Here is a 23518-nt window from a genome sequence, read left to right as displayed (position 1 = left end):
ATATTTGTGCATGCCACAAAAACCAAGTATACCAAAAGGGACACGGGATTTTTCACCAATTGAGGTGGCCAAGCGCAACCACATTATTTCCACGGTTAAAAAACACTTTGAAACTTACGGTTTTCAACCTATAGAAACGCCCAGTTTTGAAAATTCGGATACCTTGCTGGGGAAGTATGGGGAAGAAGGGGATCGTCTAATTTTTAAGATATTGAATTCCGGGGATTTCATCTCAAAAGTCGATGATGTTACCTATAGTTCCAAAAGTTCCGCCTCCCTGGCACCCAAGATTACGGAAAAAGCACTCCGTTACGATCTTACCGTACCCTTTGCCCGTTATGTGGTAATGCATCAAAATGAACTGGATTTTCCTTTTAAACGGTATCAGATCCAACCTGTGTGGCGGGCAGATAGACCCCAAAAAGGACGTTTTCGGGAATTTTATCAATGCGATGCCGATGTGGTCGGTGCCAATTCCCTACTACAGGAAGTGGAGTTTGTACAATTGTACGATGCCGTTTTTTCCGAACTGGGTTTGGAAGGCTGCACCATTAAAATGAACAATCGAAAAATATTATCGGGTATTGCTGAGGTAATTGGTGCGCAACAGCTGTTGGTTGACTTTACGGTAGCCTTGGACAAGCTTGATAAAATAGGGGAGGAAAAGGTAAAAGAGGAAATGCGCTCCAAGGGAATCACAACTTCGGCAATTGACAAGGCCAGTCCTTTATTTAAAATGGAAGGGGACCATCAAACGCAATTGGACCAACTAAAGGATTTGCTTGTAGAATCCGATGTGGGCCTTGAAGGAGTAGGGGAGTTGGAGGCTATTTTTGGGATGGTGGAAAGTTTGGGATTACAATCCGCCCAATTGGCCCTGGATGTTACCCTGGCCCGTGGCTTGAATTACTATACGGGTACCATATTTGAGGTTGCCGCTCCGGAAAGGGTGCAAATGGGATCCATTGGTGGCGGTGGCCGATACGATGACCTGACCGGAATTTTTGGATTGAAGGATGTGAGTGGGGTTGGTATCTCATTTGGATTGGATCGTATTTATTTAGTGTTGGAAGAATGCAATCTATTTCCCCAAGCATTGGGACAGAGCTTGGATGTCCTTTGTTTGAATTTTGGAAAGGAAGAAGGAAAGGCTGCCTTGCAATTGGTTTCCAAATTGCGGAAAAATGGCTTACGGGCCGATTTGTACCCTTCTTCCACCAAGGTGCCAAAACAGTTTAAGTATGCAGATAAGCGCAAAGTACCTTATGTGATTCTTTTGGGGGACAAAGAACTGCAAACGGGCAGTTTTGTGGTGAAGAACATGAAAACCGGGGAACAAAGGTCGTACGCCCTGGACAAACCGGAGGATTTTACGGCAACACTATAAACACGACCGTATCGCTTTTAAAACGTCCAAATAACGGGCGGTTGAATTTGGAACAAAGCCCGGATCCTCCTGTAAAACGAGCTCTTCAAAGCTTTGTATCGACAACCATTTTAAGGATTCCACTTCAGACTCTTGCCTGGTCAATGGTGTTTTATCGTCCAATTGGTAAAGGAAGGTATGGGTAAATTCCCTGTCCCAGATCATTTCCGAATGCTTTTCTTCTGTTTTAAAAATGCCTATTTTTTTTAATGCAGAGGTATTGATGGTAATCCCAATCTCTTCCTGGACCTCTCTAAAAGCTGCAATTTCCAATACCTCTCCCGCACTTACATGTCCGGCTACGGAAACATCCCATTTTAAAGGAAAGGTGTCTTTGTTCGCGCTGCGCTGCTGTAACAGGACCTTGCCGTTTTTTGAATAGCACCAAACGTGCACTGTAGGATGGAAAAGGCCCAGTTTATGGGCCTCTGATTTCATGGTCACCTTTCCGGTATAATTCCCTAGCTCGTCAAGTATATCAACCAATTCGTCCATTGAAGTGTTTTACTTCCTTTATTGTTTTGAACATCTACTTATGGTACGGACAGGAATATGAAAAGCGAAACGCCGCATTGGGTTTCCCAACCAAAGCTTCTTCCAAAATAGCGTATAGGATCCTACTCAAAATAACTGAACGTTTCCCCAGCTTCAATGGTGAGTAGCGTTTCATAGATCAATCGGATTACGTTTTCAACATCATCCCTATGTACGGTTTCCACTGTGGTATGCATATAACGCAAGGGCAGGGAAATCAAAGCAGAAGCAACACCACCATTACTATAGGCAAAGGCATCCGTATCCGTACCCGTATAACGAGAATTGGCGGCTCTTTGGAAAGGAATCTTTTTGGCTTCGGCCGTTTCTATGATTCGTTCCCTTAGTTTTTGTTGTACGGCAGGAGCATAGGCAATGACCGGTCCTTTTCCCATAGCACAATCCCCCTGTGTTTTCTTTTCTATCATTGGGGTAGTGGTATCATGGGTAACGTCGGTCACAATGGCCACATTGGGTTTTATGGTCTGGGTGATCATTTCAGCTCCCCTTAAACCGATCTCTTCCTGGACGGAATTGGTAATGTACAATCCAAAAGGTAGCTTTTTGTCGTTTTCATGAAGCAATCGGGCCACTTCCGCAATCATGAACCCACCGGCACGATTGTCCAGGGCACGACATACAAATTTATCCTTGTTCAGTACGTTGAATTCATCCGGATAGGTAATAACGCAACCCACGTGCACACCCATTTTTTCCACTTCTTCCTTATCTTTTGCCCCAATATCTATAAAGATGTTTTCAAGTTTTGGTGGTTCTTCCTTGCCACTTCTTCGGGTATGGATGGCGGGCCACCCAAAAACTCCTTTTACAATGCCGGTTTTGGTATGGATATTTACCCATTTGGACGGCGCAATCTGATGATCACTCCCTCCATTTCGTATGACATAGAGCAAACCATTATCGGTTATGTAATTCACATACCAGGAAATTTCATCGGAATGCCCTTCGATCACTACTTTATAATCCGCCTTGGGATTGATGACCGCTACCGCAGTTCCATAAGTATCCGTAATAAAATCATCCACATAAGGTTTTAGATACTCCATCCAGATTTTTTGCCCTTCCCACTCATAACCTGTGGGTGAAGCATTATTAAGGTATTTCTCAAAGAATTCCAGTGATTTTTTGGTAATGATTTTGTTTGATGCCATATTTTAAAATTGAACACCAAACTTAGCAATATTCACGTTTATTTAATAATATGAGCTGTTCAATATCCTTACTTTTGACGCGGTTTTTGCACTGTTTACTCCCCATGAATCGAGTTTTACTATTCCTGTTAGTGTGTGCGCAGTTTGAGGCGATTGCCCAAATTGAAGACGAAATCATAGATTCTACGGCCTACTATGTACGAATGGAAGGTGATTCTTCATGGATCAGGGCCATTGCCCTGGATGACGTTTATATTTTTAGTAAACTGGAGTTTACGGATAAAAAGGAAAAACTACAGTATTATATCCTAAGACGAAAAACCCTTAAAGTGTATCCCTATGCGAAATTGGCAGCGGAACGCTTGGTGGAGCTAAATGACAGCTTGCAATACATCAAAAAGAAACGTCACAAAAAACGATACACCAAAAAAGTACAAAAGTATATTGAAGGAGAGTTTTCCGATGAGCTGAAAAAACTGACCAGGACGGAGGGGCAAATATTGGTGAAACTCATTCACAGACAAACCGGGAGTACCTCATTTGATTTGGTAAAGAATTTGCGAAGTGGTTGGAGGGCCTTCTGGTATCAAACTACGGCCAAAGCATTCAAAATCAACTTAAAAAGGGAGTTCAGACCCGCAGAGGTGCATGAAGATTACTTAATTGAAGATATCCTGCAACGGGCATTTGCTTCCAATCGCTTAAAACGTCAAAAGTCGGTGTTGGATTACGATTATGCGACCCTAAACAATAAGTGGAAGACAAGTCTGCCTATCAAGAACTAGGTTTTCTTTTTACCGAACACGGCATCCATTACAATGTTTACCGAACGGAATCCCATATAAATGGCAAATCCGGCCAATGCAATTCCTATAACCAAAACAGGTATGAACAATGGCTTATCCGTATTCTTAAAGGCCTGATAAAGGACCACAGGTGCAATAAACATGAGAAGTGCGGTATAAACAAATGACTTTATACCTTTTACCAATAAATCTTTGTCCGTTCTTTTCATAGAATCCATGTACATTCCAAAAGTACGGCATTCCAATTTTATGGGAATACAACGTATCTTATTATTGCCCCCTATGTGGATAATCCTTATTTTAAGCCTTGAATAACCATACTGCACCAATGGAACTCATCGTTCTTTTTTCTGTCATTGTTCTTATCATTATAGCCACGGTCCGGTTCAAAGTCCATCCGGTCTTTTCCTTGACCCTTGCCGCAATTGTCTGTGGCTTATTGTTTGGGCTATCTCCAGAAAATGTCATGACTACCATTGGGGAAGGTTTTGGGAAAACGCTTTCCAGTATTGGACTTGTTATAGCTTTTGGAACCGTTATTGGAACATTTTTGGAGAGAACGGGAGGAACCAAAGTCTTGGCAAATGCCATACTAAAAGGGGTTGGCTTACAAAGATCCCCATTGGCATTGAATCTGGCAGGGTTAATTATTTCCATTCCCGTGTACTGCGATTCAGGTTTTGTTATTCTTTCTTCCTTGAATAAAGCATTGAGTAAAAAAGCTGGTATCAAAATATTGGTATTCGCCATTGCTTTGGCCACAGGACTTTATTCTGCCCATGTTTTTGTGCCTCCCACACCTGGTCCTTTGGCAGCTGCGGCCATTTTGGAGGCCGATTTGGGAATGGTAATGCTCTTTGGCCTTTTGGTTGCGGTTTGTGTTTCACTCGCAGGATATTTTTGGGCCCTGTATATGGGGAAACGACTGAACATGCAAGAGGAGGTTCCCGAAACCAATAAAACGATTATGGACAGCAATGGTAAGGAAGATTACCCAAGTCTATTGAAAACGCTTTTACCGTTGTTCCTCCCTCTACTATTGATTGCGTTAAAATCTGTTGCCGAGTATCCAACATTCCCATTGGGAGAAGGTATTTTGGCATCATTACTTGGTTTTTTGGGAAACCCGATCACGGCATTGTTCATAGGGGTAGTATTCAGTTTTACAATGGTTCGGGGTGTAGGAAAAAAGCAAAATCAGGAGTGGGTTGCCGAATCTTTAAAACAAGCCGGATCCATTGTCTTGATTACAGGTGCCGGAGGTGCTTTTGGAGCCATTTTAAGGACTTTGGACTTTGAGTCCTTATTGCAAATTGGTTCAGCTTCCGGATTGGGCGGTTTGCTCCTGGCGTTCGGTATTGCTGCGGTACTGAAGACTGCACAAGGTTCTTCCACGGTCTCCATTATAACAACAGCCGCCATTATTGCCCCGTTGCTGGGAACATTTGGCCTTGAGGGTATCGTGAACAAGGCCTTGGCCGTTCTCGCCATTGGGGCCGGGGCAATGACCGTTTCCCATGTGAATGACAGTTACTTTTGGGTAGTGGCGGAATTTTCAAATATGGATATGAAGACGGCCCTAAGGGGACATACGTTGGCCACGTTCTTTCAGGGATTGACAGGTATTCTTATCATTTTAGGTCTTTATCTTCTATTGGGCTAAAAGCCGCTATTCAATGGTGATGGTTTCCGTAAACTCCTGAACAAAGGCAAAATAGCCCAGGGCGAATTCATTGGGTCTTTCCACATTGTCAAAGATTTCAATGTTGTCCAGGCCGGTGATATCAAAGACATTGCCACGGACCGTAGCCGCGGGGGTTTCGAACACTCCGCCATCATTTTCAGTTTGCTCCACCAACAGGTCTATGTAATTAAAAAACTCTTGGTCGGCTCCCAGGATACTCACCTCCACTTCATCTCCAGGGTCTAAATCCCTATCGGGAAAGTAGGAAAACTCAAATTCCTGTCCATCTATAAATTGATCATCCAAAGCTAAAAACTCTCCACCTCCAAAATCGAAAACATAATAGTTGTCAGCATCCGGTATATCCGTTATGGTGATTTTGATTTCGGTATCATCTTCATCAAACAAGGTTTCATCCCCTTGTTCTATATTATCTATGGGTACTGCGGGTGCGTATAAGGTTTGGGCGGCATACCTTCTACCTTTGTGTTCTATGATCAGTAAAAATGCTGTTTCCGCAGAAAGCCCTGCTGTTCTGATTCGATCATCGGTATCAGATCCAGGGATGTAACTGGGGATGTATACCCCGCTGCCCGGTTCAGACTCCTCCAGTACTGAAGTTCCCCCAAATTCCACACCGGAAAGTGCATCTGGATTGACCCTGCCCAAAAGAATGACGGCACTTTCCAACTGTGTTATCGTGTTCTCATTAAAAAAGTCACTGGTCTCCGTTACCACGATACGTACATCGACAAACTCTTGTGTTACATCTACCCGTACCAAACCGTTAACCACCAACCTTGAGGGTTCGGGCTGGGTTTCTACATCAATGACGTCTTCACATGAGACAATTATTGATACAACTGCTAGTAAAAAAAGTGTCCGCTTCATACTTAAAACTTAAAATTATAGGTAACGGCAGGTACAATACCAAATATGGCAGTACGAACAGCTTCATTTCGTCCAGTGTCCTGATTCTGTCTAAAATTGATGGATGCCGCATTCAAACGGCTATAGACATTATAAATGCTGAATACCCATTCTGACTGAAAGGCACTATTGCGATTCTTTTTTGGGGTCAAGGTCGCGGAAATGTCCAGACGGTGATAATCCGGTAATCTCGTTTGGTTCCTTAGGCCAAAAAAGGGAACAACCAATTCCTCAAATTCAAATTGTCCTACGGGGTAGTTTGTTGGTTGTCCCGTTTGAAAAATGAAATTGGCATTAAAACTCCATTTGGTGTTCAGTTCGTAGTTCCCAAAAAGGGCAATATCATGGGTTTTGTCAAAAGGGGTAGGATACCATTCTCCCTGGTTGATGCCCGTCTCCAAATTGGAACGACCATTATCCACAACGGGATCCCGGCCCGGGGTTCGTTGTTCTGATCGTGAAAGGGTATAGGCCAGCCAACCTTGAAAACGGCCCTCGTTCTTTCGTAATAATAGTTCCAGTCCATAGGCGCGGGCCTCTCCATTTAAGATAACTTGCTCAATGGCATCGTTAGCTATTAAATCGGCACCGTCAATATAATCGATTCGGTTCTGAATATCCTTGTAAAAGCCCTCGATCTCCAAGGTAAATTCGCCTCCCTTAAAATTCTTGAAATAGCCCAAGGCATACTGATCCAATAATTGAGGTTCTATAAAAGGACCACTTGGTGTCCATACATCCAATGGGGTAGGGGAACTGGTGTTCGAAAGTAGATGAAGGTATTGGGCCAATCTTGTGTAACTGGCCTTAATGGAATTATCGTTGTTTATGGCATACGCTGCCGAGACCCTTGGTTCAAAATTGAAAAATGTACTTAGGTTGCCACTCCTACCTGGATTAATGGTGTCAATGGGCGTGGCTTCCCTATAAATCAATTGAAATGGGTCAAATAAAACGGGTTGGTCATTTTCGTAAACGAACAGCTCATCTTGACCTAAACGGGTAAACTGACTCACCCTAAGACCATAATTGACACTTAGGTTTTTCGTGATTTTTTGCTCAACATCCACATATGCCGCCGCCTCGTTCGCATATTTTTTGGTCAATTGATCGGCAACAATTCCGGAATCTTCACTATTTGGTTTTATCTCGCCGGGATTAAACACATAATAAATAGTATTGAGCCCGTAATTGATTTGGAGCTTATCGTTCAAATAGTGCTTTAGGTCATATTTTAAGTTGAAATTCTGAATACCGGAATCCCATTCAAAACCCACAAAATCCAATTCCAATCCGTAGAAATAATCGGAATAGATCAGGGAAAGGTTGGAGAACAATTTGTCGGAAAACAAATGATTCCACCTAAAATTACCTACAGCATTCCCATAAGTGTTGACAAAACTATCATTGATGCTAAAGAGGTCACGTCCAAAATATCCAGACAGGAATATGCTGTTACGTTCATTTATTCGATGGCTTATTTTAGTGTTCAGATCATAGAAATAAGCGCTGTTATCAATATCGAAAAGTGGAAGGAAAAGATGGGCGTAAGAGGCTCGCCCCCCTACGAGAAATGCCGTACGGTCCTTTATTATTGGACCTTCCACCAAGAGTCGGCTCGCAACGGCCCCTATTCCCCCATTTACTTTTAACTCCTTACTGTTCCCTTCTTTTTGAAAAATTTCCAAAACCGAGGAAACCCTACCACCATAACGGGAAGGGATACCTCCTTTGAAGAGTTTCACATCCTTTATGGCATCGGGATTGAATACCGAGAAAAAGCCGAAAAGGTGGGAGGAATTAAAAATAATGGCTTCGTCCAACAGGATGAGGTTTTGATCTGTAGCGCCACCACGTACATTAAAACCGGACGAGGCTTCCCCAGCGTTGGTAACTCCGGGTAAAAGTACCAAAGACCTGATGACATCCGCTTCTCCAAGAACAACGGGAACTTTTTTTATGGTTTCCACCGATAAGGTGTTAACACTCATTTGTGGTTTTCGGATGTCCATCCGTTCTGCATTTTCCGTAACGATGACCTCATCGAGTTGTTCCGCCTTTTCCTGAAGGTTAAAATCAAGTTTAAGATTCGAATTCAGCGAAACCGATTGGCGGATATCTTGAAATCCAATATAACTAATGACAATGTTGTATTCCCCTTCGGGCAGTGTAATGGAATAAAAACCGTATTCGTTGGTGGAGGTTCCCGTTCTAAGGTCTTGAATGGCAATGGTAACCCCAATGAGTGTTTCGTTACTTGTGGCTTCCCTTACTGTTCCACTTATGGTATACTTTTGTTGGGCATTGACCACACAAATGGAGTACAACAGCGTTGCGTGAAGCAACAGTAATCTTTTGATCATTAATTTGGTTTTCCTAAAGTTAAGGATTCTCCATATTGATGCATAACTTTGGAACCGTTTTAAGATGCATATTTGATGCGCTGCAAAAACATAGTAAGCAACGTTGGTTGGATATATTTTTTATCAACCAAAATCCGTCAAATTGAGTGGTTTTTCGTAATGAAATGAAGAAAAATTGTATCGAAATTAGGATTTTGTAAGAAAATCACTTGCCTGCCTGCCGGCTGCAGGGCAGGCAGGTTTTTCGATACATTTTTGCTGTCGCAAAAACACTCAAAATGACGTAGTTTTCTTATATCGAACTCACGTTAAATACCCTAAAAAAAGCTGTAGAACTTTCGGGGAGATACCCTTTTGGGCAAATGGCCATTTATCATATGCCGTTCAATGGGACGTATTCCGGGACGGCAGTTGCCAGGTTCAACCTCTAGGCCGTCCTAGTGCTTCAAAAACCGTTGTCCATGAAGTGAAGATGCCTTAGATTTTTTCCAAAATACTGTTGAAGGTAGGGCTGGGACGCATTGCTTCCGAACCCTTTTTGAAATCCGGCAAATAATACCCTCCTATGTCCATAGGTTTGCCTTGGGCATCCAATAGTTCTTTATTGATTTTTTCTTCCTCGGCCGACATCGCATTAAAAATAGGCTGGAACCTTTCTTTTAGCACTGCGCTATCGTTTTGTTTGGTCAGAGCTTCGGCCCAATACAGGGCAAGGTAAAAATGACTCCCCCTGGTATCCAGTTCGTTCACTTTCCTGGACGGGGATTTGTCATTGTCCAAAAACTTTTCGGTGGCCTTGTCCAATGCCTCGGCCAGTACCAGGGCATCTTTGTTGCCACTTTTTTCCCCATAATGTTCCAAGGAAACTCCAAGGGCCAGGAATTCCCCCAAGGAATCCCATCTAAGGTGTCCCTCTTCCAAAAACTGCTCTACGTGCTTGGGCGCAGAACCGCCAGCTCCTGTTTCAAAGAGGCCTCCACCGTTCATCAAAGGAACAATGGAAAGCATTTTGGCACTGGTTCCCACCTCTAGGATTGGGAACAGGTCCGTTAAATAATCCCGTAGTACATTTCCGGAGACGGAAATGGTGTCTTTTCCCGCTTTGATACGTTTAAGGGTAAACTTAGTAGCCTCAATGGGAGATAAAATATGGATTTCCAATCCGGAAGTATCGTAATGGGAGAGGTATTGGGTTACTTTGTTGATCAATTGTGCATCATGTGCCCTTTCCCCATCCAGCCAAAATACTGCCGGAGTGTTGGTGGCCTTTGCCCGGCTTACTGCCAACTTTACCCAGTCTTGAATGGGAGCATCCTTTACTTGGCACATTCTCCAAATATCCCCTTGCTCAACATGGTGTTTCAATAAAACCTCACCGGAGTTGGAATCGACAACCTCTACCGTACCTGAATCCGATATTTCAAATGTTTTGTCATGGGATCCATATTCTTCCGCTTTTTGGGCCATAAGCCCAACATTGGGTACAGTACCCATTGTAGTTGGGTCAAAAGCGCCATGTTCCTTACAGAAATCGATGGTGGCTTCGTAAATACCGGAATAGCTACTGTCCGGAATTACCGCTTTCGTGTCCTGAAGGTTGCCCGAGGCATTCCACATTTTTCCCGAGTTACGGATCATCGCGGGCATGGAGGCATCGATAATGATATCGCTCGGCACATGTAGGTTGGTAATTCCCTTATCGGAATTGACCATAGCAAGGTCCGGACCATTTTCAATGGCTTTTTCAATGGCGTGGGTGATCGCTGCTTTTTTAGCTTCCGGCAGTTGTTCCAATTTATCAAAAAGACTTTCCAAACCGTTATTTGGTGAAATCCCCAAATCTTCGAATACCTCCGCATAGGTATCAAATAGTTCTCCAAAATATGCTCGCATGGCATGACCAAAAATAATGGGGTCGGAAACCTTCATCATGGTGGCTTTGAGATGTAGCGAGAGTAAAAGCCCTTTTTCTTTCGCGTCCGCTATTTCATTGGAAAGAAATTGGACCAACGCTTTTTTGCTCATTACGGTGACATCTATAATCTCCCCTTTTTGAAGAGCTATGTCTTCCCTGAGTATTTTTTTGCCATTGTTATGATGCAATACGATCGCTATGGTTGTGGCATTGTTCAAGGTCAGCGATTTTTCATTGGATTTGAAGTCCCCGGAAGACATTGTAGCCACATGGGTCTCGGAATTCCTGGACCATTCTCCCATTTTATGCGGATTCTTCTTGGCATAATTTTTTACCGCCTTGGGTGCCCTACGGTCGGAATTTCCTTCCCTAAGCACTGGGTTTACCGCACTTCCCTTTATTTTATCGTATTTCGCCTTTATGGCCTGCTCTTCATCCCCCGAAGGTTCAGCGGGATAGCTTGGAATTGGATATCCCTTATTTTGAAGCTCTTCTATAGCCTCCGTAAGTTGGGGAATGGAGGCGCTGATATTGGGTAGTTTTATAATATTGGCTTCAGGTGCCTTGGCCATGTCCCCCAATAATGCCAAATCGTCCGAAACCTGTTGTTGCTCGGAAAGCAACTCCGGGAAGGTGGCCAATATCCTGCCTGCCAGGGAAATGTCCTTTGTCTGGATTTCCAGGTTTGCGGTTTTGGTAAATGCTTTTACAATGGGAAGAAAGGATTGTGTTGCCAAGGCAGGGGCCTCGTCAGTTTTGGTATAAAGGATTTTGGCCATAAAAGCGCACGTTTTTTGCGGTGCAAATATACGGATTAAGACAGCAGATTTTAATGGGAAAATGGTAAATAATGGGTAGGTCGATTGACAAATCCGAAAAGAATAAAAGCCATACCTTTCCATTGCTGGAACGATATGGCTTCTTTAAAACTTTTTTCAAGACTTGAACTTAACGTTGCCGTCTTGCCCGTACCTTGCGGTAAGTTTTGAAAAGAGTTCTAAAACGTTTAGATCTCCGGTTTTCCCCAATCTTACGATTTGACAAGACCAAAGTCTTATTTGCCGCCCACTGTACCATCAAGATGAAAAATTGCTCTTTCACCCGCACATGGTACCCATGTCATTCGATTGCACCGAAATGCGCACTCACAACATGATTTACTTTTTGATCAGTAGTGTTACCAACTAAAAATAAACCTCATGGACAACACCTCAAAGAACGCTTGCTTTAAAGGAACCAATCAAAGTTGCCCTCTCATGATTCTTTTGTAAATATATCTTAAAATTATTGTTGGGCAAGAAAATTAAATAACTAAAAATCAACATTTTATAAACTACTGTTATTAACAATTGTTCATAAAAAAAGCATCCCATATAGGATGCTTTGCTGTAAAAGTTTTCACTCCGCTTAAGAACGTACTTCCTTAATACGGGCTTTCTTACCGGTAAGACCCCTGAAGTAAAAGATTCGGGCCCTACGTACTTTACCTTTTTTGTTGACTTCAATTTTCTGAAGTGCCGGCATGTTGATTGGGAAGATACGCTCTACGCCAACCGTACCTGACATCTTTCTGATGGTGAAGGTTTCGGTGATTCCGCTCCCACGTCTTTGGATGACCACCCCTTTAAAAAACTGGGTACGTGTTTTTTCACCTTCCTTAATTTCGTAGTAAACCGTAATGGTATCACCAGAGGAAAAATTAGGGAACTCCTTTTTCTCTACCAATTCGTTTTCTACAAATTTTACTAAAGACTCCATTTTTCTATTTCGTTTATGGATTTATCCAAAACCAACATTCACGTCCTTCGCCAGAGGTTGATTTTTCTGGACTGCAAAATTAGTCTATATTTTGAAATGGACAACCGGTTGGGAAAAAAATATAAAAAATTAATCTTCCAGCAAATCCGGTCTTCTTTTCTGGGTGTGCTTTAGGGCTTCTTCTTCCCTCCATTCTTCAATTTTGGGCGTATTCCCGCTCATTAAAATTGGGGGTACTTCCCATTCCTTATAGCGAGATGGTCGAGTATAAACGGGAGGTGCCAAAAGATTGTCCTGGAAAGTATCGGTAAGGGCGGAAGTTTCATCATTCAAAACCCCGGGCAGTAGGCGTATTATGGAATCCGATAATACCGCAGCTGCCAGTTCACCCCCGGAAAGGACATAATCCCCAATGGATATCTCCATGGTCACCAATTGGTCACGTACCCTTTGGTCAACACCCTTATAGTGTCCACAAAGCATAATAATGTTCTGTCTTAGGGACAATTCGTTGGCCATGCCCTGGTTCAATCGTTCCCCGTCCGGGGTCATATAAATGACTTCGTCATAATTTCGCTGTCCTTTTAGTTCCGAAATGCACTTATCAATGGGTTCAATCATCAAAACCATTCCTGCGCCCCCGCCAAATTGGTAGTCATCCACCTGTTTGTAATTCCCAATACCATAATCCCTGAGGTTATGGATTTCAACTTCAACGAGGTTCTTGTCAATCGCCCGCTTGAGGATGGAGGCATCAAAGGGGCTTTTGAGCAATTCTGGTAAAACGGTAATTATATCAATGCGCATATCTACCCTGGATTGGACCAAAACAGCTATAGGTCTAGGTCCGTATTGGTCCAAAAATAATGGAAATACCCGGCATCTTTCCTCCAGCCCAATTTTTCATAAAGTACTTGTGCAGGGTTATCTACCGCCGTTTCCAATGCCAATCCTTTAAATTGGGATGATTTGCACACTTTTTTGGCTTCGGTCAAAAGACTTTCACCAATCCCTTTCCCTCGGGATTCCGGCTTTACATAAAGGTCATTCAAAATGTAAAAAGGTTGTAGGGAAACCGAGGAGTACGTTGTGTACAATTGGGTAAAGCCAACAGCCTCCCCAGCCCAAAATGCCATAAGTACAATGGACTGTTCATTGGAAAGGCGCGACTTAAGAAAGTTATGGGCGGTTTCAATATCGGATTCTTGTTTATAGAAAACACGATACGCATCAAATAAAGGGGCAATGACAGGAACATCCCGCGCCGTGGCACGAATGATTTTTAGCATGGCCTAGTTGGGATTAGGAACTTTTTTTGTTTTTATTACGCTCGTCATGGAGTTCCCTACTTATCTTTTGTTCACGCTCCAAAGCCCTTCTTCGGTGTTGTTCGTATTCTTCTTCCAGGTCGGCCAAAGCCGTTTTTGCCTGTTGGGTCAATGTATTACTACTTCTGAACTTAAAGACAAAAAAGATCAAAAAGATGATTAGACCCACAATTATGGACCACACCACCAGTTTGTAGGTAGATTTTGAAACCAAACTTCCAAAGAACGGCATACTGTCCTTTTCTTCGGTAATCTGATTTAGATTTTTGGTGGTTTCATCCAGTTTTGCATTCAACGAACCAATGGCAGTCTCATTCTCCGCAATAGTGGATTTAAGACTATTAACGGTATTGTTGGCCGTGCTTATGGAGTCCAGCACATTTTTTTGTAAGGCATTCAACTCTATTAAACGGACCACTTCATAGCGTTTTCCGTTTTGTCTATAATTGGTGGACTTTCTAATGACAGTCTCAAACTGGCCTTGAATGGAGTTGTCGTCCTGTAGGATTCGCCCTTGTTCATTTTGGGCCTTTAGGGTCACTGCACAAACGAGCAGTGCAATGAAAAGTACGATGAGGTTTTTCATAGGTGTTATCTTTAAATTAGGATTCAGGGTGGCAACGAAGGTACACATTACCCAATTATCCCCAAAAACTTCATGCTAGTAATAGGTAAACCTCCTTACCCTAGCAATGTATTTGGCCAATCGAATGACTTGGTGGGAGTATCCAAATTCGTTATCATACCATACATACAGGACAATGTTTTTCCCATCCCCGGAGACTATGGTGGCCTTACTATCGTAAATTGCTGGGGCGGAAGCCCCCACAATATCCGATGAAACCAGTTCATTGCTCAGCGAATACTTGATTTGCTCAACCAAATCCCCTTCCAGTGCGTATTTTTTTAAGATGGTATTTACCGCATCCGAAGAAGTTTTGTGTTTTACCTCCAAATTTAAAATGGCCAGAGATCCGTTGGGTACGGGGACCCTTATGGCATTGGAAGTCAGTTTTCCCTCCAGTGCGGGAAGGGCCTTTGCCACGGCTTTTCCTGCTCCGGTTTCCGTAATGACCATATTTAAGGCTGCTGCACGGCCCCTACGGTATTTTTTGTGCATATTGTCCACTAAATTCTGGTCGTTTGTGTAGGCATGGATGGTTTCCAAATGCCCTTTTTTAATGCCCAATGAATCCTCTATTACTTTTAGGACCGGGGTTATGGCATTTGTGGTACAGGATGCCGCTGAATAGATTTTAGTCTTTTCAGGATCGTAATCCCGGTGATTTACCCCATGGACAATGTTAGGAACTTCCTTTCCAGGGGCTGTTAGCAATACCCTTCCACAACCTTTGGATTTTAAATGTTTGGAAAGTGCCTCCTTATCCCTAAAAGCACCGGTATTATCAATAACAAGGGCATTGTAGATACCATATTTGGTATAATCAATATCTTCTGGCCGACCGGCGGAAATTAAATAAACCGTAGTACCGTTGATTACCAGGGACTTTTTTTCCCCGTCCACCTCCACTGTTCCACTGAATTGACCGTGAACGGAATCCGTACGTAGCAATGCCGCTCTTTTTTCCAGCACTTCGGTAGTGATTTCCCCACGGGTAACAATGGCCCTTAACCTTAACTGGTTTCCCTTTCCGGTCTTTGCCATCAGTTCCCTTGCCAAAAGACGACCAATCCTTCCAAAACCATACAGTACCACATCTTTTGGTTTGATTTCCCTTGTTTTTTCGGCACCTTTCAGCTTGTCCAGAACAAAGGACTTCACGTTATGGTGACCGTTATCTTGGGAATGGTACTCATAGGTAAGCTTTCCGATATCGATTTTTGCGGGAGGCATTGGAATGTCATTGATGGCCCTAAGGATTTCCACCGAATCAAAAATGGAAATGGGTTTCTGGACAAACTCACCGGCGTACTCATGTAAGTTAATGATATCGCTTACATTTTTATCGATGACCTGATTTTTGAACAGTACAATTTCAATGGCCTTGTCATACCACAAATCACTAATTATTTTAATGAATTCGGTGGTGGCTTTTCTTCTGTCGGCCTGGAATGCCAATTCTTTTTCGTACGATTTAATATCGCTCATGGAAGGTGTTTTACAATAAAGCGCAAAAATAAAATTTCAAACGATTTCGTAAAAGGGGAAGTGCATAAAAAAACGCCCTAATTTTGGGCGTTTAATTTATTACAGCGTATGGACTACACTACTTATCATTGAAAAATCAATCGTTCCTTTTCCCCATTTTCGTCCAATAGGGTTATGCTGGTCCTTCCATATCTGGAAATTTTGCCAAATAGGTTTTTGGCATCCTCAACATCCTCAATTTCCTTGTCATCCACTTCTATCATTACCTTGTTCAGTAGACCATAGTCACTATATTGCTCCGGGACACTGGTGATTTTGACCCCACTTTTTATTCCATATGTTTTTTGATCTTCCTCGGATAGGTTTTTCACCTCAATGCCCATAACCGGAAGTCGCTCTGTTTGCTTTTTCTTAAGAACCACCGGAAAGGTCATTTTTTTTCCGTTCCTATCTATGGTGACCTGAACTTTGTCTCCCGGCCTTTTGGAAGAGAGATATCCCGTGAGTTCCGAAAACTTGGTCACTTTGACATTACCTACTTTCTTGATGATATCCCCCTCTTTGATGCCTGCCGTTTCCGCACCGGAATCTTCTTCAATACCGGCGACGTATACCCCTGCAATTTCATCCAATCCCTCTTCTTTGGCCTGTGGACTGTCCACATTCAATGCCGATATTCCAAGTATTCCTTTTTGTACTTTTCCATATTCCAATAAATCGTCAACAACTTTTTTGGCAATATTACTGGGCACGGCAAAGGAATAGCCCACATACGATCCGGTTTGTGATGTTATTGCCGTGTTTATTCCAATGAGGTCCCCATTGGTGTTCACCAATGCACCCCCGCTATTACCAGGATTGACCGCAGCATCGGTCTGTATAAAGGATTGATTTCTTCCGGGGGAAATGGAACGTGCCTTGGCGCTTACAATTCCGGCCGTAACGGTGGACGTTAAATTGAAGGGATTTCCAACGGCCAATACCCATTCACCAATTTTTGCATTGTCCGAATCCCCGAAGGCCAAATAGGGAAGGGGCTTTTCTACATTGATTTTGAGCAAGGCAATATCCGATGAAGGATCGGCTCCAATGATTTCCGCATCATAGCTCTTATTGTTGTTCAGGGTAACTTCCAAGGCCCTGGCTTTATCAATTACATGGTTATTGGTCACAATGTAGCCATCCGGAGAAATAATGACGCCGGAACCTGTCCCGATCTGTGGTCGTTGTGTGGCTTCAGAGCCATAAAAGAATTCCGCAATGGGGTTTCCCCGACTTACGGTCATATTTTTTACGTGTACAACTGCATTAACGGTTTTTTCCGCGGCTATGGTAAAATCCACCTCATTGATTCCGGCACCTCTTGGTGATGTGGGAAGGTTTGTCGTAATAAAGGGAGTTTCTTCATTCTGGGAAACCAAGGTCAACGTTTTTGTTTCAAAAAAATACTTGTACGCGCCAAGGGTAATTCCGCCTGCCAAGAGCGCTACAAGAAATAATTGTGCTGTTCTTTTCATTAATTGAATGCATTTAGCATTTTAAAATTATACATAAATCATACCAGTTTTAACAGTTTAACGCGGTTTTAACTGGCCATATCCCCTCTTTGGAATGTACTATATTTGCGGCATGAATCAAGAACGATCCTTACATTTCCACAAATACCAGGGTACTGGAAATGATTTTGTCCTAATCGATAATCGCAAAGGTATCTTTCCCAAGAAAGACGTTAGACTTATTCGGGATATATGCGATCGTAGGTTTGGTATTGGAGCGGACGGGCTTATCCTTTTGGAAAATGACGATCTGGCAGATTTTAAAATGGTCTACTACAATTCCGATGGCAACGAAAGCACTATGTGCGGCAATGGGGGAAGATGTATCGTGGCATTCGCAAAGGAACTTGACCTTATAGGGGATAAAACCACCTTCAATGCCATAGACGGTATGCATGAGGCAGAAATCAATGGAACGGATGTTACCTTAAAAATGATTGATGTGGACGCTGTTAGGGAAACGGGGAAATACTATTTTCTTGATACGGGTTCACCACACCATGTGCAATTGGTGGACAATCTGGATCGGTTGGATGTGAAAATTGAAGGGGCAAAACTTAGATATGGTATTTACGGCCAAAAAGGGAGCAATATCAACTTTGTGGAACAAGCGGCAAAGGATTCATTTAAGGTGAGAACTTATGAGCGTGGGGTAGAGGGAGAGACCCTTTCCTGTGGTACCGGGGTAACTGCCGTAGCGATAGCCATGTTCCATGGGGGGAAAACAGCTTCTACTTCGGTATCCATTGAAACACGCGGAGGACGGTTAAGGGTAGGTTTTGAAAAATCCGGAGCGGACTATGTTTCCATATGGCTTTCCGGACCAGCTAAACACGTATTTAAAGGAGAATGGGAATATCAATCCTAAAAGGAAAGTACTGCCAACTCAGGGCTTTGGAACCAAAGGATCTGGATTTCCTATATGCCCTGGAGAACGACACGGAAATATGGGAAATAAGCAATACCCTAAAACCTTACTCCAGAGCTGTGTTAAAGAATTATTTGGGGAATGCCCATCGCGATATCTATGAGGTCAAACAGTTGCGTTTATGTATATGTAACCCAAAGGACGAAAGTGTAGGGTTTATAGATTTGTTCGACTTTGACCCAAAACACAGCCGTGCAGGTATAGGCATCATTTTAAATACCACCAATAGAAATAAAGGACTGGGGGCGGAAGCGCTTTCCTTATTATTGGATTATACATTTTCCGTGCTGGATCTGCATCAGGTATATGCGAATATTTTGGAAGATAATCTTACGAGCATCCATTTGTTTGAAAAATTGGGTTTTCAGCGGGTAGGCGTAAAAAAAGATTGGATCCGGTGGGATGGAAAGTTTAAAAATGAATTATTGTATCAAAAACTGAAACCTTGAGCAATCTTAAAAAAGTACTTTGGGCCACCGCCATTTTGGGACTGGTCATCTGTGGTGTGGTCGCGTATCAGATTTATAGTGCCATTTTTAATCCCAACACCGCTTTTGGGAATGAGGAAGCTTATGTTTTTATTCCCTCTGATGCGAATTTCGATGAAGTGAAGTCGTTATTGGAACCATTGGTCAAAAACCTTGGTTCTTTTGAGGCTGTGGCACAGCGTAAGGGGTATATTTCCAACATAAAGGCCGGGAAGTACGCTATTACAAGGGGAATGAACAATAATGACATTATCAATTCCTTGCGAAGTGCCAATATTCCGGTCAAGGTTTCCTTTAATAATCAGGAAACCGTTGAAGACTTGGCGGGGAGAATAGCACAACAGTTGGAAGCAGATAGTTTGGCCTTGGTGCAGGTATTCAAGGATACGGCTTTTCTAGCGGAAAATGGGTTTGACAATGACAACATGATTACCCCCTATTTGCCCAATACCTATGAGTTTTTTTGGAACACCGATGCCAGGGAATTTAGAGATCGCATGTTTAAAGAGTACCATCGTTTTTGGAATGGAAACCGAAAAAAGAAAGCCCAAGAGTTGGGTTTGACCTTAACCGAGGTTTCTTCACTTGCAGCAATCGTTCAGAAGGAAACCGTAAAGATGGATGAACGTCCAAGGGTTGCGGGTGTTTACATTAACCGATTAAAAAAAGGAATGCTATTACAGGCCGATCCAACGGTCATCCATGCCATTAAAAAGGAAACTGGAAATTTTGATACCATCATCAAAAGGGTTCTTTACAGGGATTTGGAAATGGATTCGCCTTACAACACTTATAAATATTCAGGGGTACCTCCGGGACCGATAACCATGCCGGACATATCTTCCTTGGATGCGGTTTTGAATGCGGAAAAACATAGCTATTTTTACTTTGTCGCAGACGTTTCCAACTTTGGTTATCACAAGTTTGCAGGTAGCTTACAGCAGCACAACCGCAATAAAGTACAGTACGTCGAGTGGTTGAACCAACAGAAAATCAGGCGATAAGACTGCTTCAACGAATTTTTTGCCTGTTCAACGGGATTCACCCCCTTTTTGGCAAAAACTTATGACTTTTATCATTCAAGTTTAACAAAACCCCCACTATATTTGCCGGCTAAATTGAATCTAAGGTAGATTCGCAACTATATGTTTATGAAAAGATGGATTTATTTTTTAGGTCATCTTGCCATAATTGCCATTTTGACCAGTTTTGCCACTTTTAGTGTTGAACCAAAAAGAATCGAGGTTCCACCAGCGTTAAAAAGTGGTTTGGATGAATGCTACTGGGTTGAACCAGAGACTTCCCTGGACACCCAAGCGGATTTTTCGACCTCAGTTTTCCTGGACAGGTCCTTTCTTGGTTTCAAGGAAGCACTGGCGTTCAAGGAGTCACAAGGAAACTACACTACGATAAACACTTTGGGGTATTTGGGAAAATACCAGTTTGGAAGGAATACCTTAAAACTAATGGGTGTCTACGATACCGATGATTTCCTTACTAACCCCATTCTTCAGGAAACATTGTTTAAAATGAATGTTGCCCGGAATAAGTGGATTTTAAGAAGGGATATCAAACGTTTTGTAGGGAAAAGGATAAATGGTGTAACCATTACCGAATCCGGTATTGTTGCGGCAGCGCACTTAGCTGGGGCCGGCAATGTTAAGAAATACCTGCGTTCCTATGGACGGACGGATTTCTCCGATGCGTATGGCACCACCATAGCCATCTATATCAACAAATTTGGCGGATACGATATTTCCCAAATAAAAGCACAGAACAATCCCAGGGTCTAAGAAAGACGATTATGCCTGGATAATAAAGACCGTGGGTCTTTTTTGTAAATCCAATGGATATCTTTTCCATTCATTGGCGGTCTTTGTGGCAATCTGTTCGGATGGTAAGGTAATATCGCAAGCAACACAAAGTAGGGTGGAAGGCCTTAGTTTTTTTATGAGTTCCTGGAATAGCTTTTCATTGCGGTAGGGTGTCTCAATAAAGATTTGTGCCTGCCCCGTTTCCAATGATAGTTTTTCCATGGATTTGATGGCTTTTCCCCTCAGTGCCGTATCTATTGGCAAGTATCCCGTAAAAGCGAAGTTTTGACCGTTCATGCCACTTGCCATCATTGCCATGGTAATGGATGATGGGCCAACCATGGGAACCACCTGTATTTTTTTCTTATGGGCAATACGGACTACATCGGCACCTGGATCTGCAATCCCTGGGGCACCTGCCTCAGACAGTAACACCATATCAAAGCCTTGGATGCATGCATCCAGAAAGGTGGGAATCTCAGTGGGGTCCGTATATTTATTCAATAGTTCAAAGTGAAGGTCGGGTTGATTTTTTGCAGGACTTATGCGTTTAATGAACCTTCTGGCCGATTTTTCATTTTCCGCTATATAGTGATCTACATTCTCAATAGTACGTTTTATGGATATGGGGAGTACCTCCAATGGGGCGTTGTCACCCAACATGGTTGGAACCAAATAGAGTTTCCCTACCACCAAATTCGGTCCCTTATTTTCCTCCATTTCCCAAGTCCTTGACAATTTGATCGCATGCCCGGTCTATCAATTGATAAACATATTCAAAACCATCCCGTCCTCCATAATAGGGGTCGGGGACTTCCTCAACACCCAATTCGGCGACTTCCAAAAGCAATTTTACTTTTTCTTCTTCTTCTTTTGTTTTGGAAAGTGCAGTAACATTGGCATAATTGCTCTTATCCATAACGTAGATTCGGTCAAATTCCTTAAAGTCCAGGGAAGTGAACTTTCTGCACCGTTGGTTCCCAATGTCAATGCCATGTTTGCGTGCGACATCCATTGATCGTGGATCTGGGGGGCTTCCTACATGGTACCCCGCTGTTCCTGCTGAATCTACATGGACTTCCGAAGGATTTACCTTTGATTTTAAAATGCCTTCAGCTAATGGGGATCTACAGATATTCCCCAAACATACCATTAGAATTTTGGTCATCAAAGAAGGTGTTAGGAGAATTTTTTGTTGAGATCTTCCTTGTATTTACGGAACTGTTTATCGGTTTCCGCCAAGTTCTCCACGGTTTTACAGGCATGTAGTACGGTGGCGTGATCTCGTTTCCCGATTTGTGAGCCTATGCTTGCCAGGGAAGCTTTGGTGAACTTTTTGGCAAAGAACATGGCCAGTTGTCTTGCCTGGACAATATGGCGCTTTCTGGTCTTGGATTGTAGTGTGGCCACATCCATTTCAAAGTAGTCCGAAACGACTTTTTGGATATAATCTATGGAAACCTCCCGCTTGGTGTTCTTGACGAATTTCTCAACAATTTGCTGTGCCAGTTCCAGGGTAACTTCCTTTCGGGTAAAAGAGGCCTGTGCGATCAAGGAAATAATGGCACCTTCCAATTCGCGAATATTGGTCTTGATGTTTTTTGCCACATGATCTACGATTTCATCGGACATTTCAACACCATCGCGGTACAATTTGTTCCTTAAAATGGAAACCCGGGTTTCGTAATCCGGACTCTGTAACTCTGCCGAGAGTCCCCATTTGAATCTGGAAAGCAGTCGTTGTTCAATATCCTGCATGTCCACGGGAGCCTTGTCCGAAGTCAATATGACCTGTTTTCCGTTTTGGTGCAAGTGGTTGAAAATATGAAAGAACACATCTTGCGTTCCGGATTTGCCGGACAAGAACTGTACATCATCAATGATCAGTACATCGATCAATTGGTAAAAGTGGATGAAATCGTTTCGGGTATTCTTTTTTACGGATTCAATGTATTGTTGCGTAAACTTCTCTGCAGAGATATAGAGAACGGTCTTTTCTGGGTACTTGTCCTTAATCTCTACACCTATGGCATGGGCTAAATGGGTTTTCCCCAAACCAACACCTCCAAATACCATCAAGGGATTAAATGAGGTGCCACCCGGTTTGTTGGCCACGGCCATGCCTGCCGAACGTGCCAAACGGTTGGAGTCACCTTCCAAAAAATTGTCAAAATTGTAATTGGCATTGAGTTGTGACTCAATTTTGATGTTCCTGATACCAGGAATTACAAAAGGGTTTTTCAGCTCTGGATTTTTAGAGGTAATGGGAACATCCAACTCTTGTGGAATCAAAGCAGAACGATTGGAACTTGGAATCTTTTCCGTAAAGGGTTCCTTATTGCCATATTTGTTCTCCATTTTAATCAGATAAATCAATTTGGCGTTTGGACCCAGCTCTTTGCGCAGGGCAACTTTTAATAACTTCACATAGTGTTCTTCCAACCATTCGTAAAAAAACTTACTGGGCACTTCAATACTCAAAGCACTATCGGAAAGCTTTACCGGTTTAATGGGAAGGAACCATGTCTTGAATGCCTGCGGTTGGATGTTATCTTGGATAAAAGCCAAACAATTTTCCCAAACGGAAGACGCAGTAACATTCATGCTAAAAGTTCCTTAGTTTGCTGGTTAGTGTAAAAGTTTTTATTAAAACTTTAGGGGTTTTCCCTGATGCTTAGAACGCGACAAATATGTGGACAAAAAACC

22 protein-coding genes are annotated in these 23518 nt (G+C 42.8%); 7 read left to right on the top strand and 15 right to left on the bottom strand.

Features of this window, described 5'->3' with window-relative positions; all coding sequences use genetic code 11:
* Positions 1-10 precede the first annotated feature (10 nt).
* On the top strand, positions 11-1387 hold the full coding sequence (gene hisS / locus L0P88_RS00110; protein ID WP_247132621.1) for a histidine--tRNA ligase: 1377 nt from the start codon (positions 11-13) through the stop codon (positions 1385-1387).
* Here the strand turns inward: hisS and L0P88_RS00105 are convergent.
* Both L0P88_RS00105 and L0P88_RS00100 read right to left on the bottom strand, forming a co-directional pair.
* Complete coding sequence (locus L0P88_RS00105) at positions 1382-1921, bottom strand: NUDIX hydrolase (protein ID WP_247132620.1); 540 nt, start codon at positions 1919-1921, stop codon at positions 1382-1384. The genes hisS and L0P88_RS00105 overlap by 6 nt on opposite strands.
* A 122-nt stretch (positions 1922-2043) precedes the next feature.
* Entirely contained in the window at positions 2044-3132 is a 1089-nt protein-coding gene (locus L0P88_RS00100; RefSeq protein ID WP_247132619.1) for a M42 family metallopeptidase, read from the bottom strand.
* 104 nt (positions 3133-3236) lie between these two features.
* On the opposite strand from L0P88_RS00100, the gene L0P88_RS00095 reads away from it, so the two are divergent.
* Complete coding sequence (locus L0P88_RS00095) at positions 3237-3917, top strand: DUF4294 domain-containing protein (protein ID WP_247132618.1); 681 nt, start codon at positions 3237-3239, stop codon at positions 3915-3917.
* Here L0P88_RS00095 and L0P88_RS00090 read toward each other — a convergent pair.
* A complete protein-coding gene (locus tag L0P88_RS00090) occupies positions 3914-4147 on the bottom strand; it encodes a DUF6095 family protein (RefSeq protein WP_158778015.1) in 234 nt (77 codons plus the stop codon). The genes L0P88_RS00095 and L0P88_RS00090 overlap by 4 nt on opposite strands.
* 119 nt (positions 4148-4266) lie before the next feature.
* Here L0P88_RS00090 and L0P88_RS00085 point away from each other — a divergent pair, with 119 nt between their 5' ends.
* Positions 4267-5601, top strand: coding sequence for a GntP family permease (locus L0P88_RS00085; protein WP_247132617.1), 1335 nt, complete (start codon positions 4267-4269; stop codon positions 5599-5601).
* A 6-nt stretch (positions 5602-5607) separates the two neighbouring features.
* Here L0P88_RS00085 and L0P88_RS00080 read toward each other — a convergent pair whose 3' ends face one another.
* From L0P88_RS00080 to L0P88_RS00040, 9 genes are all read right to left on the bottom strand, one after another.
* On the bottom strand, positions 5608-6513 hold the full coding sequence (locus tag L0P88_RS00080; protein WP_247132616.1) for a DUF4249 family protein: 906 nt from the start codon (positions 6511-6513) through the stop codon (positions 5608-5610).
* Between the two features lie 2 nt (positions 6514-6515).
* Positions 6516-8915: a TonB-dependent receptor gene (locus L0P88_RS00075; RefSeq protein WP_247132615.1), complete on the bottom strand. Its 2400-nt coding sequence runs from the start codon at positions 8913-8915 to the stop codon at positions 6516-6518.
* Positions 8916-9392: 477 nt separating this feature from the next.
* On the bottom strand, positions 9393-11609 hold the full coding sequence (locus tag L0P88_RS00070; protein WP_247132614.1) for an NADP-dependent isocitrate dehydrogenase: 2217 nt from the start codon (positions 11607-11609) through the stop codon (positions 9393-9395).
* A 628-nt stretch (positions 11610-12237) separates the two neighbouring features.
* Positions 12238-12588 (bottom strand): 50S ribosomal protein L19, encoded by a 351-nt coding sequence (rplS, locus tag L0P88_RS00065; RefSeq protein ID WP_247132613.1) that lies wholly within the window; start codon positions 12586-12588, stop codon positions 12238-12240.
* 129 nt (positions 12589-12717) lie between these two features.
* Complete coding sequence (trmD, locus tag L0P88_RS00060) at positions 12718-13395, bottom strand: tRNA (guanosine(37)-N1)-methyltransferase TrmD (RefSeq protein ID WP_247132612.1); 678 nt, start codon at positions 13393-13395, stop codon at positions 12718-12720.
* A gap of 26 nt (positions 13396-13421) precedes the next feature.
* Positions 13422-13877, bottom strand: a complete 456-nt coding sequence (locus L0P88_RS00055; protein WP_247132611.1) for a GNAT family N-acetyltransferase — start codon at positions 13875-13877, stop codon at positions 13422-13424.
* A gap of 13 nt (positions 13878-13890) precedes the next feature.
* Positions 13891-14502 (bottom strand): tRNA (guanine-N1)-methyltransferase, encoded by a 612-nt coding sequence (locus L0P88_RS00050; protein WP_247132610.1) that lies wholly within the window; start codon positions 14500-14502, stop codon positions 13891-13893.
* A 75-nt stretch (positions 14503-14577) separates the two neighbouring features.
* A complete protein-coding gene (locus L0P88_RS00045; RefSeq protein ID WP_247132609.1) occupies positions 14578-16026 on the bottom strand; it encodes a glyceraldehyde-3-phosphate dehydrogenase in 1449 nt (482 codons plus the stop codon).
* A gap of 125 nt (positions 16027-16151) precedes the next feature.
* Positions 16152-17543, bottom strand: a complete 1392-nt coding sequence (locus L0P88_RS00040) for a S1C family serine protease (RefSeq protein ID WP_247132608.1) — start codon at positions 17541-17543, stop codon at positions 16152-16154.
* A 112-nt stretch (positions 17544-17655) separates the two neighbouring features.
* Between L0P88_RS00040 and dapF the strand changes: the two genes are divergently transcribed.
* From dapF to L0P88_RS00020, 4 genes are all read left to right on the top strand, one after another.
* Positions 17656-18450: a diaminopimelate epimerase gene (gene dapF / locus L0P88_RS00035; RefSeq protein ID WP_247132607.1), complete on the top strand. Its 795-nt coding sequence runs from the start codon at positions 17656-17658 to the stop codon at positions 18448-18450.
* Entirely contained in the window at positions 18432-18959 is a 528-nt protein-coding gene (locus L0P88_RS00030; protein ID WP_409557704.1) for a GNAT family N-acetyltransferase, read from the top strand. Before dapF ends, L0P88_RS00030 begins: the two co-directional genes overlap by 19 nt.
* A complete protein-coding gene (gene mltG / locus L0P88_RS00025) occupies positions 18956-20002 on the top strand; it encodes an endolytic transglycosylase MltG (RefSeq protein WP_247132606.1) in 1047 nt (348 codons plus the stop codon). The genes L0P88_RS00030 and mltG overlap by 4 nt, the downstream gene beginning before the upstream one ends.
* Positions 20003-20149: 147 nt before the next feature.
* Positions 20150-20791: a lytic transglycosylase domain-containing protein gene (locus tag L0P88_RS00020; RefSeq protein ID WP_247132605.1), complete on the top strand. Its 642-nt coding sequence runs from the start codon at positions 20150-20152 to the stop codon at positions 20789-20791.
* A 9-nt stretch (positions 20792-20800) separates the two neighbouring features.
* On the opposite strand, the gene L0P88_RS00015 is transcribed toward L0P88_RS00020, so the two are convergent.
* The 3 genes from L0P88_RS00015 to dnaA are packed head-to-tail and all read right to left on the bottom strand — an operon-like array spanning position 20801 to position 23416.
* A complete protein-coding gene (locus L0P88_RS00015; RefSeq protein ID WP_247132604.1) occupies positions 20801-21532 on the bottom strand; it encodes an SAM-dependent methyltransferase in 732 nt (243 codons plus the stop codon).
* Positions 21519-21983 (bottom strand): low molecular weight protein-tyrosine-phosphatase, encoded by a 465-nt coding sequence (locus L0P88_RS00010; RefSeq protein WP_409557703.1) that lies wholly within the window; start codon positions 21981-21983, stop codon positions 21519-21521. The genes L0P88_RS00015 and L0P88_RS00010 overlap by 14 nt, the downstream gene beginning before the upstream one ends.
* Before the next feature lie 8 nt (positions 21984-21991).
* Positions 21992-23416 (bottom strand): chromosomal replication initiator protein DnaA, encoded by a 1425-nt coding sequence (gene dnaA, locus L0P88_RS00005; RefSeq protein ID WP_158777930.1) that lies wholly within the window; start codon positions 23414-23416, stop codon positions 21992-21994.
* Positions 23417-23518 lie beyond the last annotated feature (102 nt).

This window comes from Muricauda sp. SCSIO 64092 (assembly GCF_023016285.1).
Classification (GTDB): domain Bacteria; phylum Bacteroidota; class Bacteroidia; order Flavobacteriales; family Flavobacteriaceae; genus Croceivirga.
The sequence above is the reverse complement of the archived record's forward strand: the minus strand, read 5'-3'. Positions and strand labels throughout refer to the sequence as shown.

Coding starts and splice junctions, on each gene's coding strand:
- L0P88_RS00050 (WP_247132610.1), bottom strand. CDS start 14,502: ATGAAAAACCTCATCGTACTTTTCATTGCACTGCTCGTTTGTGCAGTG.
- dapF (WP_247132607.1), top strand. CDS start 17,656: ATGAATCAAGAACGATCCTTACATTTCCACAAATACCAGGGTACTGGA.
- rplS (WP_247132613.1), bottom strand. CDS start 12,588: ATGGAGTCTTTAGTAAAATTTGTAGAAAACGAATTGGTAGAGAAAAAG.
- L0P88_RS00020 (WP_247132605.1), top strand. CDS start 20,150: ATGAAAAGATGGATTTATTTTTTAGGTCATCTTGCCATAATTGCCATT.
- L0P88_RS00055 (WP_247132611.1), bottom strand. CDS start 13,877: ATGCTAAAAATCATTCGTGCCACGGCGCGGGATGTTCCTGTCATTGCC.
- L0P88_RS00095 (WP_247132618.1), top strand. CDS start 3,237: ATGAATCGAGTTTTACTATTCCTGTTAGTGTGTGCGCAGTTTGAGGCG.
- L0P88_RS00070 (WP_247132614.1), bottom strand. CDS start 11,609: ATGGCCAAAATCCTTTATACCAAAACTGACGAGGCCCCTGCCTTGGCA.
- L0P88_RS00015 (WP_247132604.1), bottom strand. CDS start 21,532: ATGGAGGAAAATAAGGGACCGAATTTGGTGGTAGGGAAACTCTATTTG.
- L0P88_RS00090 (WP_158778015.1), bottom strand. CDS start 4,147: ATGAAAAGAACGGACAAAGATTTATTGGTAAAAGGTATAAAGTCATTT.
- L0P88_RS00030 (WP_409557704.1), top strand. CDS start 18,432: ATGGGAATATCAATCCTAAAAGGAAAGTACTGCCAACTCAGGGCTTTG.
- L0P88_RS00100 (WP_247132619.1), bottom strand. CDS start 3,132: ATGGCATCAAACAAAATCATTACCAAAAAATCACTGGAATTCTTTGAG.
- trmD (WP_247132612.1), bottom strand. CDS start 13,395: ATGCGCATTGATATAATTACCGTTTTACCAGAATTGCTCAAAAGCCCC.
- dnaA (WP_158777930.1), bottom strand. CDS start 23,416: ATGAATGTTACTGCGTCTTCCGTTTGGGAAAATTGTTTGGCTTTTATC.
- L0P88_RS00085 (WP_247132617.1), top strand. CDS start 4,267: ATGGAACTCATCGTTCTTTTTTCTGTCATTGTTCTTATCATTATAGCC.
- L0P88_RS00080 (WP_247132616.1), bottom strand. CDS start 6,513: ATGAAGCGGACACTTTTTTTACTAGCAGTTGTATCAATAATTGTCTCA.
- hisS (WP_247132621.1), top strand. CDS start 11: ATGCCACAAAAACCAAGTATACCAAAAGGGACACGGGATTTTTCACCA.
- L0P88_RS00105 (WP_247132620.1), bottom strand. CDS start 1,921: ATGGACGAATTGGTTGATATACTTGACGAGCTAGGGAATTATACCGGA.
- L0P88_RS00075 (WP_247132615.1), bottom strand. CDS start 8,915: ATGATCAAAAGATTACTGTTGCTTCACGCAACGCTGTTGTACTCCATT.
- L0P88_RS00040 (WP_247132608.1), bottom strand. CDS start 17,543: ATGAAAAGAACAGCACAATTATTTCTTGTAGCGCTCTTGGCAGGCGGA.
- L0P88_RS00045 (WP_247132609.1), bottom strand. CDS start 16,026: ATGAGCGATATTAAATCGTACGAAAAAGAATTGGCATTCCAGGCCGAC.